Source organism: Eikenella corrodens (assembly GCF_003990355.1).
Taxonomy (GTDB): domain Bacteria; phylum Pseudomonadota; class Gammaproteobacteria; order Burkholderiales; family Neisseriaceae; genus Eikenella; species Eikenella corrodens_B.
The window spans coordinates 1,990,436-2,005,590 of sequence record NZ_CP034670.1; the positions used below are offsets into that span (position 1 = coordinate 1,990,436).

16 protein-coding genes, 1 tRNA gene and 1 pseudogene are annotated in these 15,155 nt (G+C 54.3%); 10 read left to right on the forward strand and 8 right to left on the reverse strand.

What is annotated here, in order from left to right:
- Nucleotides 1–520 precede the first annotated feature (520 nt).
- Both ELB75_RS12910 and ELB75_RS09990 read left to right on the forward strand, forming a co-directional pair.
- The gene (locus ELB75_RS12910; protein WP_241236067.1) at nt 521–877 is read left to right on the forward strand and encodes a hypothetical protein; all 357 of its coding nucleotides are present in this window, start codon (nt 521–523) and stop codon (nt 875–877) included.
- Nucleotides 868–943: transfer RNA gene (locus ELB75_RS09990), tRNA-Lys, on the forward strand. Before ELB75_RS12910 ends, ELB75_RS09990 begins: the two co-directional genes overlap by 10 nt.
- 93 nt (nt 944–1,036) lie before the next feature.
- Here the strand turns inward: ELB75_RS09990 and ELB75_RS09995 are convergent.
- Genes ELB75_RS09995 through dapF form a run of 3 tightly spaced genes read right to left on the reverse strand, consistent with a single transcriptional unit; the run spans nt 1,037 to nt 3,179 of the window.
- Nucleotides 1,037–1,681 carry a hypothetical protein gene (locus ELB75_RS09995; RefSeq protein ID WP_126983783.1) on the reverse strand — a complete coding sequence of 215 codons (645 nt, stop codon included), beginning with the start codon at nt 1,679–1,681 and terminating at the stop codon, nt 1,037–1,039.
- Entirely contained in the window at nt 1,678–2,331 is a 654-nt protein-coding gene (locus ELB75_RS10000) for a DUF484 family protein (RefSeq protein WP_126983784.1), read from the reverse strand. The genes ELB75_RS09995 and ELB75_RS10000 overlap by 4 nt, the downstream gene beginning before the upstream one ends.
- The gene (gene dapF / locus ELB75_RS10005; protein WP_126983785.1) at nt 2,331–3,179 is read right to left on the reverse strand and encodes a diaminopimelate epimerase; all 849 of its coding nucleotides are present in this window, start codon (nt 3,177–3,179) and stop codon (nt 2,331–2,333) included. Before dapF ends, ELB75_RS10000 begins: the two co-directional genes overlap by 1 nt.
- Before the next feature lie 247 nt (nt 3,180–3,426).
- Here dapF and lgt point away from each other — a divergent pair, with 247 nt between their 5' ends.
- A complete protein-coding gene (gene lgt, locus ELB75_RS10010; protein WP_126983786.1) occupies nt 3,427–4,302 on the forward strand; it encodes a prolipoprotein diacylglyceryl transferase in 876 nt (291 codons plus the stop codon).
- A gap of 98 nt (nt 4,303–4,400) precedes the next feature.
- On the opposite strand, the gene ELB75_RS10015 is transcribed toward lgt, so the two are convergent.
- On the reverse strand, nt 4,401–4,769 hold the full coding sequence (locus tag ELB75_RS10015) for a hypothetical protein (RefSeq protein WP_126983787.1): 369 nt from the start codon (nt 4,767–4,769) through the stop codon (nt 4,401–4,403).
- Between the two features lie 104 nt (nt 4,770–4,873).
- Nucleotides 4,874–5,403 (reverse strand): annotated as a pseudogene (locus tag ELB75_RS13140) (integrase core domain-containing protein); the annotation flags it as partial.
- Between the two features lie 80 nt (nt 5,404–5,483).
- Between ELB75_RS13140 and ELB75_RS10025 the strand changes: the two are divergent.
- A complete protein-coding gene (locus ELB75_RS10025) occupies nt 5,484–5,942 on the forward strand; it encodes a DUF1697 domain-containing protein (protein WP_241236069.1) in 459 nt (152 codons plus the stop codon).
- 134 nt (nt 5,943–6,076) lie between these two features.
- Here ELB75_RS10025 and ELB75_RS10030 read toward each other — a convergent pair whose 3' ends face one another.
- From ELB75_RS10030 to ELB75_RS10040, 3 genes are all read right to left on the reverse strand, one after another.
- Entirely contained in the window at nt 6,077–6,853 is a 777-nt protein-coding gene (locus tag ELB75_RS10030; RefSeq protein WP_126983788.1) for a 1-acyl-sn-glycerol-3-phosphate acyltransferase, read from the reverse strand.
- Nucleotides 6,854–6,923: 70 nt separating this feature from the next.
- A complete protein-coding gene (gene mutM / locus ELB75_RS10035) occupies nt 6,924–7,745 on the reverse strand; it encodes a bifunctional DNA-formamidopyrimidine glycosylase/DNA-(apurinic or apyrimidinic site) lyase (RefSeq protein WP_126983789.1) in 822 nt (273 codons plus the stop codon).
- Between the two features lie 301 nt (nt 7,746–8,046).
- Nucleotides 8,047–8,709, reverse strand: coding sequence for a hypothetical protein (locus ELB75_RS10040; RefSeq protein WP_126983790.1), 663 nt, complete (start codon nt 8,707–8,709; stop codon nt 8,047–8,049).
- 370 nt (nt 8,710–9,079) lie between these two features.
- Between ELB75_RS10040 and rarD the strand changes: the two genes are divergently transcribed.
- The 6 genes from rarD (at nt 9,080) to ELB75_RS10070 (ending at nt 15,105) form a co-directional block, all read left to right on the forward strand.
- A complete protein-coding gene (gene rarD / locus ELB75_RS10045; RefSeq protein ID WP_164726873.1) occupies nt 9,080–9,982 on the forward strand; it encodes an EamA family transporter RarD in 903 nt (300 codons plus the stop codon).
- 144 nt (nt 9,983–10,126) lie between these two features.
- Nucleotides 10,127–10,492 carry a hypothetical protein gene (locus ELB75_RS10050; RefSeq protein WP_126983792.1) on the forward strand — a complete coding sequence of 122 codons (366 nt, stop codon included), beginning with the start codon at nt 10,127–10,129 and terminating at the stop codon, nt 10,490–10,492.
- A 69-nt stretch (nt 10,493–10,561) separates the two neighbouring features.
- Nucleotides 10,562–12,961: a DNA topoisomerase (ATP-hydrolyzing) subunit B gene (gene gyrB / locus ELB75_RS10055; RefSeq protein WP_126983793.1), complete on the forward strand. Its 2,400-nt coding sequence runs from the start codon at nt 10,562–10,564 to the stop codon at nt 12,959–12,961.
- 70 nt (nt 12,962–13,031) lie between these two features.
- A complete protein-coding gene (locus tag ELB75_RS10060; protein WP_241236070.1) occupies nt 13,032–13,718 on the forward strand; it encodes a hypothetical protein in 687 nt (228 codons plus the stop codon).
- Nucleotides 13,719–13,852: 134 nt separating this feature from the next.
- Entirely contained in the window at nt 13,853–14,374 is a 522-nt protein-coding gene (locus ELB75_RS10065; RefSeq protein WP_126983794.1) for a hypothetical protein, read from the forward strand.
- Nucleotides 14,375–14,436: 62 nt separating this feature from the next.
- Nucleotides 14,437–15,105 (forward strand): hypothetical protein, encoded by a 669-nt coding sequence (locus tag ELB75_RS10070; protein WP_126983795.1) that lies wholly within the window; start codon nt 14,437–14,439, stop codon nt 15,103–15,105.
- Nucleotides 15,106–15,155: the final 50 nt, after the last annotated feature.

A 15,155-nucleotide genomic window follows, 5' to 3' on the forward strand; every position in this document is an offset into this window, starting at 1 on the left:
TATAAAAGCCTAATATTGCTTATACCTATCGGCATTTCAATATTACAATATTATATCTTTATTGTAGAGTTTTCAAAACTAGACAATCAAAGCAAAAGAAACTTCTTTAATGATTTATTCCCATTAGAATGGGAACAAACCCGAACGAGAGGATTATCTGGAACAAAAAGTATATACCTGTTATATATCTTATCATTACTTATCTTTTTGTATTATACTAATAATGAAATGAGTTTATCATTAATCATTTCTACATGTATATTAATGTTCATTCATACCATATGTATATTCCTTATTTTTCTACATATCCATTATTGTATTAAATTTAGAAATCAGTAAATTACTTTTATAAACAAGCGCAACCCACATGGGCAGAATATATGCGAAACGCACATGGTTTTCAGTTTCGGGCAGCAGTTGTAGGCCAAATTCTCGAATCTGAAATTTGGGCATAAATAGCCCAAGTATCCGACACCTACGTTTACTGCAAAAAGACGGCCAAACCCATTTGCTGGAATTCGTGCGCCAAGACGAACGTATTCCACCCAATCCTGACAAAGAATCCCGCCTGGTATATGAAGACGAGGAAATCGACGACTATTTGATGTATAGTGGATTAAATTTAAATCAGGACAAGGCGGCGAGCCGCAGACAGTACACACGTTACGGCAAGGCGAGACAACGCTGTACTGGTTTAAATTTAATTCACTATATCAGCATAAAAATGCTTGGTTGGTGGTGTAGGCAGGCCTGTCTATGCGTCAAAAGGCTACCTGAAAATCAGTTTTCAGGTAGCCTTTCCTCTTTCACCATGCCAACCATGCTTGACAGTCTGTTAGAGCATTTTTACAATACACAACGTCACATGGGTCGTTAGCTCAGTTGGTAGAGCAGCGGACTCTTAATCCGTAGGTCGAGCGTTCGAGCCGCTCACGACCCACCAAAATAAAACCAGACTAAGCAATCACTTAGCCTGGTTTTTGTTTTTCGCATAGCGCGTCAAATTAAATCACTTTGGCAAAATCTTGCCCTATCCCTACCCATAAAACAGCATCCACAGCGCGCGCAGCAGGGCAATCAGCAGGATTTTTTCGCCAGCCAACAAACAGGCTACCTGAAAAAGCAAACTGATCAGCAACACGCCCTGAAGCTGCAAGGGGCTGAACAGCAGCACATCATCGCGGCTCAAATAACGCCGGTGCAACCACATCAGCAGCATCAGCAGCGCCTGCCCGGCGATCCACAGCAGCGGTTTGAGGAAATACAGCGTGACAAGGCCGGTAAGCAGCGGGGCAGACATCCCTTGCGGATACTGCCAGCCCGCCAGCAAGAGCAAAAACAAAAACGTAATATGCTGCACCGCGCCGGCCACGGCAAAATAGGCCAGAAACACCCCGCCGCCGCCCAGCCGCCAGCCCATCTGCCGCGCATCGTAGCGCCAGCCGTTGGCAAACAGAAACAGGCTGCCCAGCGCAAAATAGCCGTACACCGGATAGAGATTGGCCACATGGGTAATCCCCAGCACGCCGGGCATAATCCGCGCGCTGAGGATGCCGAAGCCCAGCCACAGCATCACGCTGCCCCACAGCCAGGAAAACTGCTGCCGCTGGAACGCCAAAGTCAGAAACACGGCGATATACACCGATAGCGCCCACAAAGTCGGGCTCTGCCAGGCCATCATTGCCACCCGCCGGCTCTGGCCAGCGCCGCCGCCGCGCAGGCAGCCAACTCGCGCATCCAATCCAGCGGCAAATCCGGCGTAAAGCGCGTTTCATCGGCATCGCCCGCCACCATCGCCGCCACGGTTTGCCCGTTCACGCGCCAGGGCAGCAGTAGAAAGCTCTCCAGCCCCCTGCCCTCCTGCGGCAGCGCCTTCATCAATGCGGGCGCAATACGGTTGCTGCACAGCGGTTCTTTCAGGGCAGACAAGGCAGCATGGGCGGCATGGTTTTCAGGTAGCCTGTAGCTGCCGGAAACCGCGCCTTTTTTCGGCGGCTCGGCCAACAGCCACACCCGGCCGGACGGCAGCGCGAAATCTTCCTGCCAGCCTGCCTCCGCCGCACGCAGCACCTGCAGCAGCGTATTGGCCGCCAGCAGGCGGCGCACAAAGCCGAGCATCCGGCTCAGCGTTTGGTGGTTGCTGTCGGCATCCTGCATGATTTGCGCCAACTGCCCGGCCATTTTGGCCGCCTTTTTCTGCTGCGCCAGCCATTGCGCCTGCGCAAACGACTGCACCCGCCCCTCGGCCGGGCGCACGCCCAAATCGGCGGCATGGTTCAACAGAAATTCCGGGTGCTCCTGCAAATAAGCCAATATTTTCTTTTCGTTCATCAGTAAGTTACCGTTCCTTCAAACACCGTGGCCGCCGGCCCTGACATCAACACATGGTTATCCGCCGCCCACTCAATCTGCAAATCGCCGCCCGGCAGGCTCACGCACACCGCGCCCTGCCGCGCCAAAAGCCCCGCCCGCATGCCGGCCACCGCCGCCGCACACGCGCCCGTGCCGCAGGCCTGGGTTTCGCCCGTGCCGCGTTCAAACACGCGCAGCCGGATATGGTGCGCATCCAGCACCTGCATAAAGCCCACGTTCACCCGCTCGGGAAACTGCGGATGCCGCTCCAGGCGCGCACTCCATTCAGCCACCGGCGCACGGCGTACATCGTCCACCACCAGCACGGCGTGCGGATTGCCCATATTCACACAGGAAAACCGCGCACTTGCGCCATCCAAATCAATCTCGTGCCACAAGGCATCGGATGCCTCTCCCGGCGCGGGCGCAAACGGAATATCCGTTGCCGCCAAACGCGGCTCGCCCATATCCACCGTAACCAGGCCGTTTCCCTGCAAATTCAACACAATCAGCCCTTTGGCCGTAGCCACCTTGATGCGGCGGTTTCGGCTCAGGCCTTTTTCGTGCACAAAACGGGCGAAACAGCGCGCGCCGTTGCCGCACTGCTCCACCTCGCTGCCGTCTGCATTGAAAATGCGGTAGCCGAACTCGGCTTCGGGCAGCGGCGGCGCTTCCACCAGCAACAGCTGGTCGAAACCGATGCCCCGGTGGCGGTCTGCCCATTCGGCAATCGGCGCGGTCGCCGGATCAAAATGCTGGCTGATGCCGTCGATAACCATAAAATCGTTGCCCAAACCGTGCATTTTGGTGAATTTCAATACAGCCATCACAGCCTCCGCTGGCGGTTTCAAAGCGGGCTATCATACCCAATCCCCGCCGCAAGTTAAAGCCGCGCTTCAACTTTCAGGTAGCCTTCCCCCATCAAGGCTACCTGAAACCCATCCTTCCCAACAAAACCGCAACACAACCCGGCAAAACCCAACCCAAACCGTGCTTTCTTTACGCCTCTGCCCGTTATCGGCCAATGGCCAGATGCGTTATAATGCGCCCTTTTGTTTCAGCCGCATTTTCCCTATGTTGATCCATCCCGCTTTCAATCCCGTTATGCTCCAGCTCGGCCCGCTCGCCATCCGCTGGTATGCCGTCAGCTATCTCGTCGGCTTTGCCCTGTTTATGTGGCTCGGGCGGCGGCGCATCCGCCAAGGCAACAGCGTGTTCACCACGCAAACCCTAGACGACTTCCTCACCTGGGGCATCATCGGCGTGATTGTGGGCGGACGGCTGGGCTATGTGCTGTTTTACCAGCACGCCTACTATTTGGCCAATCCGCTGGAAATTTTCAAAGTATGGCAGGGCGGCATGTCGTTTCACGGCGGCTTCCTCGGCGTGGTAACCGCCACCCTCCTGTTTGCCCGCAAACACAAAATCAACCCGGTTAAGCTGGCCGATTCCATCGCCCCGCTCACGCCCTTAGGCTTTGCCGCCGTGCGCCTGGGCGGCAACTTTGTAAACGGCGAGCTCTGGGGGCGCGTCACCCGGCCGGACGCCTTCTGGGCCATGGGCTTTCCCCACGCGCACAGCGAAGACTTAAAACTGGCCGCCGAGCAGCCGCAGCTGTGGGGCGCGATTTTCCAGCAATACGGCATGCTGCCGCGCCACCCCTCCCAGCTCTACCAATTTGCCCTGGAAGGCATTTTGCTGTTTGTGCTGCTGTGGTGGTTTTCCAAAAAACCGCGCCCCACCGGCCAGGTGGCCAGCCTGTTTCTGATCGGCTACGGCACCGCCCGCTTCATCGCCGAATTCGCCCGCGAGCCCGACGAATTCCTCGGCCTGCTCTATTTAAACTTTTCCATGGGCCAGTGGCTCAGCCTCCCCATGATCGCCTGCGGCCTGATCGGCTTCCTCTACTTTGGCCGGCGCAAGGCCAAATCGGCAGAGGGAAATGTTTGATATCATAACTTTGAGAACAAAAAGGCTACCTGAAACAGGGTTTTCAGGTAGCCTTATCTGTAGGAAATCGTCGCGTTACCACACACTCTGCACGCAGGCTACGCTAACTTTTGGTTTTGTAAAACCAGGTTGAGATCTCTCATAAATTCCTCTCTCTCTTCCTCATCGAAATCAGAAATGAGATTGTTAATATTATTCTTTCTTAGAATCTCCTTTATTTCTCTTAACCTTATCTTGTGACATGTATAATTTCTTCCTGCATGTACTATTATAGAAATAACGTACCACATTAAATGATCAATTGGCAATCTAAAGCAGCATTCAAAATTATAATCAACATAACCATATTCCGTTTCGTTATCCACCCATTTATCTACTTTGCCAAGATGGAATTTGCTAGCACATGCATCAAAAGCGATTAACATGTAATCCTGCTTTAGCTCTATATAATTTCTACGTTCTTCCATGTCCTGTCCTATCTTTTAGGAATAATAAGCTGACTAGAGTTATCAAATATTTTAATATCAATATTTGGGTATCTTTGCTGAAACTGTTTTGCAACATCGAAGCTGTAGAAATCAACCACGTTGTTTACACCACAGGTTGGGAATGAAGCCTGCAACACCTCGAACGGCGTATCGCCGTCCAGACTACCGTGCGGCTTCACCGTGTTATAGAAGTTCACAAATCGGCACAGCTCCTTTTGCCGGTGTTCCGAGCTGTCGAAACTCTGCTTTTCATGCCACATTTCCATAATTGTCCGGATTACCCTCTCGGCTTTACAGTTGGTCTGCAGTTCTCTTGAGAAATCGTCGATGGCGACAAACAGATAATCCCGCTTATCGGTGGTTTCCTGCCCTTTGAGTAGTGGCAGCCGTTTGGTATCGACGTGCACCATTTCGCCGGGATAGGATTTGTTGTAGCGTTTGCCTGCGTTTTCAGTTTTTCTTGAATACTACGTTCTACCTTGGCCAAACGTTTCATTCCATACTTTTCTTGTTTGAAACGGTTGTTGGTACTGGTTTGGGGTTTGAGCAGTCTGCCCCTTGCAGCTTTAAGTGCACGGTAGATGGTGACGCGGCTGACTTGGTAGCAGCGGGCTGGTGTTTTTGTACATGTTCATGTCGGTATTCTCCTGAAATACTGTAAACAACGCTACTGGTTTCTACAGCTTAGCCGAAATGGGTTTTGAACACCCCGTTTCCTATATCAACAGCGGCAATCTTTTCTTCAACAGCCAAGCGCCGGAACAGAAAATTAGAGAACTGCTAACCGCCCATTTCAACAACACCTACGACTTTCCTCTGCCTTTTGCCCTAATCCGCGCCGATATTTTGCAACAAGAAGCAGACAAACTGCCGGACTGGTGGCAAGATGAAACCTCCTATCGGCGCAATGCTCTCTTTTATCTGCCGGAAGCAGACCGAGAGCAAATCAAAGCCGAAACACTTTCGTGGGTAGATGAAAAAGAGCATTTGCATTTTGGCGAAACCTCCTTCTTTTACAGCAATCACAACCAAGCCGACTACCTGCGCTCGAACTACCATAAAAAACTGATAGGGTCTGCCTTCTACAAAAGCCTGACAATACGCAACGGCAGAACCTTCCAGAAAATTATCGAACTGGCGAATCAAGCATAAAGCAGCCATATTGGCCGGCGCAGCCCGTATAGTTAGAACGTACATTTTGTACACATGTGCTTTTCAGCTGCCTAAAAAGGCTACCTGAAACTTTTCAGGTAGCCTTTTTTCATTCTTGTAACAGTAAGCAGCAATCAGCCCTTATCCTCTCCGTTCACGATCGCGCCAACAAAAGCTTCCGCCTTATCTTTGAGCAAAAAGCGGGCAGAGTCATCGGCAGCTTCTTCGGCATTCAGGGTGAACGGCTCGGAGCAGTCGGCGCGGACGATGATTTCGGGCATGGAGACGATGCGCCACAGCGCGGTGAGGAGGCTGGTATTGCCGGCATAAGCGGGAGCGGTGGTGCGGCGGCCGGCGAGGTCGCAATAGCGCAGCGCCACGGCCACGGCTGGCAGGCCGCTGTCTAGCGCGGATTGGAACAGCGCGGCTTTAAACGGCAGCAGCGCCACGCCGTCCGAGGCTTTGGCTTCGGGAAAGAACGACACGCTGTGCCCGGCCGTGAGCGAGCGCACGATGGCCTCGTTTACCGGCGCTACGTCGCTGCGGCTGTTGCGGTTGATGAACACCGCGCCGGTACGCGCCACCACCGCGCCCACCACCGGCCAGGAGCGGATTTCGCGCTTGGCGATGAATACGGTGGGATACATGGCCATCAGAATCATCGGGTCGAGCCAGGAAACGTGGTTCGCCGCGCCGAGGAACACGGGCGGGAAAGGCGGGTTGTTCGGATTGGCTTCGATACGGATGTGCAATACTTTCAACATACTGCGCGCCAAGCTCTGCATCACGTCTTTGCTGTGCCGGTTGTATTCGCGCAGGCGGAACAGGCGATAGGCGGTGAGGAAAAACCAAAACAGCAGGTGCAGGATGCGGAAGAGGCGGGTGAAGACGGAGGTGGATGGTGTGTTCATGTGTTTGTTTCGTTTATTGGTCGGATCTTATAAAGGCTACCTGAAAAACCAAAGGCTGCCGGAAACGGTCTCAACGCTGGCATTGCGGGCAGTAGAAACTGCTGCGCTGGCCGATGGTCTGCCGCGCAATCGGCGTGCCGCACTGGCGGCAGGGTTCGCCCTCGCGGCCATATACCTGATATTGCTGCTGGAAATAGCCGCTTTGCCCGTCGCTGTGTAGAAAATCGCGCAGGCTGCTGCCGCCTGCCTTCAAGGCACGCTGCAACACGCTGCGGATTTCCGCCACTAGGCGGCGGCACTCTTCGGCGGATACGCGGTCAGCGCGGCGGGTGGGCAGGATGCCGGCGGCAAACAGCGCCTCGTTGGCATAAATATTGCCCACGCCCACCACGATTTTGTTATCCATCAGCGCAGTTTTGACGGCGCTTTTGCGGCGCGAGAACGCGGTTTTCAGGTAGCCTGCGGTAAATTCGTCCTGCAGCGGCTCGGGGCCCAGATGCTGCAACAGCGGGTGCTGCTCCGCCGGCCCGGCAAACCACAGCACCGCGCCGAAGCGGCGCGGGTCGCGCAGGCGCAGCACGGTTTGGTCGTCGGTAATGATGTCGAGGTGGTCGTGCTTTTCCGGCGGCGGCGCGCTGCCGTCGGGATACACGCGCAGGCTGCCGGACATGCCCAAATGCAGCAGCATCACACCGTGGGCAAATTCAAACAGCAAATACTTGGCGCGGCGGCGGATATGCACGATGCGGCTGCCGACCAGCTGCCGCGCCAAATCCGGCGGCACCGGCCAGCGCAATTTCGGCTGGCGCACCACCACCCCGGCCACGGTTTTGCCCTGCATATAGGGCTGGATGCCGCGGCGGGTGGTTTCAACTTCGGGCAATTCGGGCATGAAAATTCGGGTTGGAAATAAACAAAGCGGGAAGTTTAGACCGTTTGCACGGTTTAGGCTACCTGAAAACCGATTTTCAGGCCGCCCCCGCGCAACTCAGCACAAATGCCGCCCCACTGTTTTTCAGGTAGCCCCTTTCACACAAGAAGGCTACCTGAACACGCAAATAGTGGATTAACAAAAATCAGGACAAGCCTGCGAGCCGCAGACAGTACAGATAATAAGGCAAGGCGAGGCAACGCTGTACTGGTTTAAATTGAATTCACCATAAAGAGTTTGCATGAAACCCAATCGCGGCAGGCTATTGCTGCCCCGCCTGCTGTTTGGCGGCCTCCTGCCGCTGCCATTTGGCGCGGTGTTCCGGCTCGTAGGCGAGGTTCATGATAACGATTCCGGCCTTGCCGTTGTTGACACTCTTAGTCATCGCAAAAGCCAGCAGGCTACCGCGCTTAAACTGCTGTATACCGTTTTCGGCCAAAAACTTTTCCCGCTCTTCGGCCGTAATAAACATGCCGCTGTTGAGCATGGCAAATTCCTCCGCGCTCAGGTGCGGATAGGGTGCAAACCCGGCAGCTTCCAAATCTTTCACCAAGGTTGCCACTTCATTATCCGTGCGCGCCAAAATCATCATTTGCAGCAGCTTGCTCTCGCCGTCGAACGCAAATATGCGCAACGGAAAGCCGTTCTGAACATTGCTCTGATACACTTCCACCGCACCGGATTCGCTGCCGAGCCTCCGGTTGCCGAAAATGATCTCGCCATCCTCCATCTTCACCGCATCGGAATACAACGCCCGTATCTGATCCACCGTGGTTTTGCCCACTTCCACGCTTTGCAAAACAGGCGCAGCGGCAGCGGCAGCGGCCTGGCTGGCAGCCTCGCCATCATGGCGGCCTACATCCACACGGCAGGCACACAAGGCTGCCAGCAGCAGCGGTAGAAGGACTTTAGCATAAACAGACATCTCAACTTCCTTAAACAAGATTGCAGGGAGGCAGCAGAGTACAAGAGAAAGACAAACTGGACAATGTTTAATCAACAAGAGAGGCTACCTGAAGCGCCGCGATATTTTTCAGGTAGCCTTTGAGTGCGCAAGAGGCTACCTGAAAAATCGTCTTAATCACTCAACTCAAATCTTTTTCATCTTGATTAACCCAACTTCACACAAACCATTGCCGGAATTTTTCAGGTAGCCTTTATCCACAGCACAGACAGACCAGTCATTGCCATATTTTTCTTTCTCTTACGGCCATTTGGGCAAATGCTGCCAAAACGTGCCAAGCGGCGAGAAGACGTTTATAATGTTAACTATCTTTAATTCCGAAAGGCTGTATATGTCGAAAATGGCCAAGGGGATTATTGCGGCCGTGGTCTCCAATATTCTGTTCGGCTCGCTGTTTATGTTCGGCCCGTGGATGCGGCCGATGAGCGGCACGGATGTGTTTGCCTGGCGCATTGTGGGCACGTTTGCCTGTGCGCTCTCCATGATGCTGCTCACGTCGGCCAAACACGATGCGGCCAAATTCCTGCACGAAATCGGCGGCAATGTGCGCCGCTGGGCGCTGGTGCTGCTGCCCGCGCCGATTATGATCGGGCAGATTTGGCTTTATATGTGGGCGCCGGTAAACGGCAAGGGCGTGGATGTATCGATGGGCTACTTCCTGTTTCCGCTTGCGATGATGTTGGGCGGGGTGATGGTGTTCCGCGAGCGGCTCGATCGGCTGCAGCTGGTTGCCGTGCTGCTGGCTTCGGCGGCGGTGGCGCTGGAAATCTGGAACAGCGGCACGTTTTCCTGGGTAACCATTGCCGTGTTCGCCACCTTCCCGATTTATTACATCATGCGCCGCTGGCAGGGCGTACCGCCGCTGCTCGGGCTCTTGCTGGATTTGATTTTGGCGCTGCCTTTTGTGGTTGGGTATCTGGTGATGTATTCGCCCAGCCCGGCCATGATCGAGGCCAAACCGATTCTGCTGTTGTTTGCCGTGCTCTTGGGGCTCAACGGCGCGGTATCGATGCAGGTTAACCTCACGGCCAACGAGCTTTTACCGGTGGTGCTGTTCGGTATGCTGAGCTATCTGGAGCCGGCGCTGCTGTTTCTGCTTTCGGTGTTTGTGCTGGGCGAACATTTAGATTGGGTGGCCATGGTGAGCCACAGTTTGATTTGGGCGAGCATCATCGTGATGCTGTATCACGGCATCCAAACCATGCGCCGCGAAAAGGCAGAACAGGCTGCCTGAAATTATCTGCTTCAATCAAATGAAAACCGGGCTTCCTAAACGGAAGCCTGTTCTTTTTCAGGCAAAAACGGCCTGGGCAGATGTGTTATAATCGCGCGTTAGGTTTCAGGTAGCCTGAAGCCCTCCGTTTTAGCACACACCCTAATGATTACCGTAGAAATCCGTTTCAACCGCATCTCTATTCGCCACAACGGCATCGTGGTGGAACATCGCGGCACATTCAGCAACAGCCGTATCATCGTTGCATCTTTTCAGCAGCTTGTGAACGACTTACAGGCAGCCCTAAAACAAGCTGCCGACAAAAAAATCTACACTCCGCCAAGCAAATGGGCGAGGCGCCTGCTCTCTACCCCCGTTTGTATCGACGTACGCGAAGAACTGGCAGACGGCTTAACGCAAGTCGAAGCCAAATGCCTATACGACTGCCTGCTGCATCTGAACGCCATCGCCATGAAAGATCAAAACTGCATCCTGTATCAAGGGCAACCTTGGGCAAAGATAAACGGATAACCCGTTGCAATTTCGTTGAAACCACGTTTTCAGGTAGCCTCAACTCATTCTCATCACAGCAAAACAACCATGACAGAATCCACCCAACAAGAATACGGCGCAGACAGCATCCAAGTCCTCGAAGGATTGGAGGCCGTGCGCAAACGCCCCGGCATGTACATCGGCGACACACAGGACGGCTCCGGCCTGCACCACATGGTGTTCGAAGTGCTGGATAACGCCATTGACGAAGCGCTGGCCGGCCATTGCGACAACATCACCGTGTGCATCAACGCCGACGAATCCATCACCATCGAAGACAACGGGCGCGGCATCCCCACCGGCATCCACCCCAAAGAAGGCCGCTCCGCCGCCGAAGTCATCATGACCATCCTGCACGCGGGCGGCAAATTCGACAACAACAGCTATAAAGTCTCCGGCGGTCTGCACGGCGTGGGCGTGAGCGTGGTGAATGCGCTGTCCGACTGGCTGAAACTCACCATTTGGCGCGAAGGCAAAGAGCACTTCGTGGAATTCAAACGCGGCGAAACCGTTGCCCCGCTCAAAGCCGTGGCCGACTGCCCGCCCGACAAACACGGTACGCGCGTGCAATTCATGGCCAGCGAAGAAACCTTCGGCGTGGTGCAATATAAATTTGAAACCCTGGCCAAACGCATCCGCGAACTGTCCTTTTTAAACAACGGCGTGAAAATCGAACTGTTCGACAAACGCGACGGCAAACACGAAAACTTCGCCGAATCCGGCGGCGTGGCCGGTTTCGTCCGCTACACCACCGGCAACAAAAAGCCCCTGCACGAAAAAATCTTCTACACCATCGGCGAAAAAGACGGCATGACCGTAGAGTGCGCCATGCAGTGGAACGACAGCTACCAAGAATCCGTGCAATGCTTCACCAACAACATCCCGCAGCGCGACGGCGGCACCCACCTCACCGCCCTGCGCGCCGCGATGACGCGCACCATCAACCAATACATCGAAGCCAACGAAATCGCCAAGAAAGCCAAGGTGGATACCAGCGGCGACGATATGCGCGAAGGCTTGGTGTGCGTGCTGTCCGTGAAGCTGCCCGACCCGAAATTCTCATCGCAGACCAAAGACAAACTGGTTTCCAGCGAAATCGCCCCCGTGGTGAACGAAGTGCTCAGTCAGGCGCTGCACGAATTCTTGGAAGAAAACCCGCAAGACGCCAAAATCATTTGTAGCAAAATCGTGGATGCCGCCCGCGCCCGCGAAGCCGCCCGCAAAGCGCGCGAAATCACCCGCCGCAAAGGCGTGATGGACGGCCTCGGCCTGCCTGGCAAACTGGCCGACTGCCAGGAAAAAGATCCTGCATTATCCGAGCTTTATCTGGTGGAGGGCGATTCCGCCGGCGGCTCGGCCAAACAAGGCCGCGACCGTAAATTCCAAGCCATCCTGCCGCTGAAAGGCAAAATCCTCAACGTGGAAAAAGCCCGCTTCGAAAAAATGCTCGCCAGCCAAGAAGTGGCCACGCTGATTACCGCGCTGGGCACGTCCATCGGCAAAGAAGAATTCAATCTGGAAAAACTACGCTACCACCGCATCATCATCATGACCGATGCCGACGTGGACGGTGCGCATATCCGCACCCTGCTCCTAACCTTCTTCTACCGCCAAATGCCCGAACTGGTGGAACGCGGCTACATCTACATCGCCCAACCCCCGCTTTATAAAGCCAAATACGGCAAACAGGAACGCTACCTGAAAGACGACACGGAAAAAGACGAATTCCTGCTCGGCCTCGCTGTAGACAAAGCCAAAATCGTTTCCGGCGGCCGCACGCTGGAAGGCGCCGAGCTGGAACGCGCCGCCAAGCAGTTCCTCCGCGCCCGCAGCACCATCGAACAGGAAAGCCGCATCATCGACGGCCTCGTGCTGCGCGCCCTGCTCGACACCGCCCCCATTTCGCTCGAAAGCGCCGAAAGCACCGATGCCGCCATTGCCGCCCTCACCCCCCTGCTGGCCAAAGAAGAAGTGGCTCTGGAACGCCTAGACGGCCACGAAGGCGGCCATTTCATCAAAATCACCCGCCAGCTGCACGGCAACGTGATGGTTTCCTATCTCGACCAGAAATTCATCGACAGCAAAGCCTACCAAACCATCAGCCGCACCGCCGAACAGCTCCAAGGCCTGGTTGAGCCCGGCGCCCTGCTCCACAAAGGCGAAGCCGAGCCGCAAACCGTAAACAGCTTCGAGCAGGCCATCGACATCCTGCTCGCCGGTGCGCAAAAAGGCATGGCCATCCAGCGCTACAAAGGGCTGGGCGAGATGAACGCCGAACAGCTGTGGGAAACCACCATGGACCCGGAAGTGCGCCGCCTCCTGAAAGTGCGCATCGAAGACGCCATTGCCGCCGACAAAGTATTCGTTACCCTCATGGGCGACGAAGTCGAACCCCGCCGTGAGTTCATCGAAACCAACGCCCTGATTGCGCAAAATATTGATGCGTAAAATTGAATCATCCCTGAAACAGACGCATCTGGACGCTTGCGACACTAGATTGAATTTTAGGAGATATTTTATGTTAAAAAATAATATGCTATTGATTTGCACCAGCCTTATGCTATGCGCTTGTGCTGCTCCCTCGTATAACTATACCCCTAATGTTGAAAATATTAGCTTGCCACCAATTGGTAGCCAAAATACCGTAAATATTGGCGATGAAATGCTAAGACAGGGCATTATCACGAAAGCAGATGTACTATCATTTAGTACCGCAACAAGAATTAATTTTGCATACTCTATTCCACCAGGTAACTACCGAAAAACAGGGGATAGCTCTGCAGGACAAAATTTTTTAATCAGCAGTATAGAAGGACAACAAGTTATTGTACGTGCCCTAGCTGATCCTGTGGTCTCTATACTACTGAAACCCAATAAAGATGTTTGCCTGATAACTATCTTAAATTTAGTATCTTGCCCTACTTCTGAAATAACTACCCCACCATCAATCAAACAGATTGTTGTCCCTTCTGACAGGAGCTTTCAACAAACCCTCATTTATAGTGGGAAAATTGGCAATCGAGTTAAAATTGGATATAGAGAATTTATCCACAATATGGCACGTTCAGATTTTTCAAATGACGTAGAATACGACCTAACCGAATCAAAAACTATTGGTTATAAAGGTGCTCTGATAGAGATTATTGATGCAAACAATCAGAGCATTACATATAAAGTCATTAGAAATTTCAATACTCCTCAGTAACTCGCTATCAATTATTTAGGGTGGAAAGGCTACCTGAAAATTTCAAGTAGCCTTTCCCCTCCCCATTCCAAACCTGCTACCCAACCGTTAAAATTTCCCACTTCCCAAATCAACCACCACAGAAAGGACACCCCATGCTCCGCCGCCTCACCGCCATCGCCGCCCTCCTCATCGCCGGCCAAACCTACGCCCAAAGCTTTATCGCCGACACCATCCCCTACGCCCCCGAAGCCAAAGTGGCCGACCGCATCCGCCAAGAATGCACCGATTTAGGCACCAACCTCAGCCGCAAAATCATCGAGCAAGCCAAAGCCGGCGGCATCGAACTGCAGGCCACCGGCGCCGACAGCCTCGCCGGGCAGCCCAACCGCCTCGACGTGCAGATTACCGACGCCCGCAGCTACGGCAGCGCCTTCACCGGCCACTACAAATCCATGCACATCCGCCTCACCCGCTACGAAAACGGCCAACAAACCGCCACCACCGAACTCTCCCGCCGCTCCCTCGGCGGCATGGGCGGCATGTTTAAAAGCTCCTGCTCCGTGCTCGAACGCGTAACCGACACCCTCGCCAAAGACACCGCCGCCTGGCTGAAAAACCCCGCCGACGCCTCCGCAACCCCGGCCGCCAACGAAGCCTCCGGCATAGTCCAATAAACCCGAAAGGCTACCTGAAACATTTTCAGGTAGCCTCACATCAAATTAAAAAGAGACCCCGCATGAAATACATCCACACCACCGCCGACACCCTCGAACACCTCCGCCAGCAGGCTAAAAAACGCCAAAACAAACAAGGCGGCAAAATCGCCGAGCTGCTCAACCGCGCCGCCCAAGAGGCCAAATACCAAAGCTGGCGCCACGCCGAAATCTGCCACCAGGCCGGCGAACGCTTCGGCCGCACCCCGCTCACCGAAGAATGCCACACCGTGGTCGAGCACACTCGTGCCGGCCAAGACTACGTAACCGCCACCGGCTTTGAAACCGCCACCCCCAGCGCCTACCTCCTGTTCAACACCGACCAAGGCGACGCCTGGCTATACGACGTATTCAGCCGCCGTGCCCTGTGCCTGATGCACCGCCACAAAGAAGCCGAGATCACCCCCATCCGCTTTGCCGACAAACGCTTCACCATCGAATGGGACGGCCAAGTCGACCTCTCCACCCCCATCCCCAGCCTCGACCCCGAAACCGACGCCGCCCGCGCCAAACTCAGCGGCCGCTACCTCTTCCCCGAATACGTTTCCCTCATGATTGAAGACCTCGGCAGCCAAGCCGCCCGCCAAGCGCACCAATTCTTCCAAAACGAACACGGCGGCGAGAACCAGCCCGCGCCCGGGCATAAACACCACGGGCACGAACACGGCCACAACTGCGGCTGCAGCCACTAGCCGAAATATTTTCAGGTAGTCTCGAAGGCTACCTGAAAACCAAGAGCCTC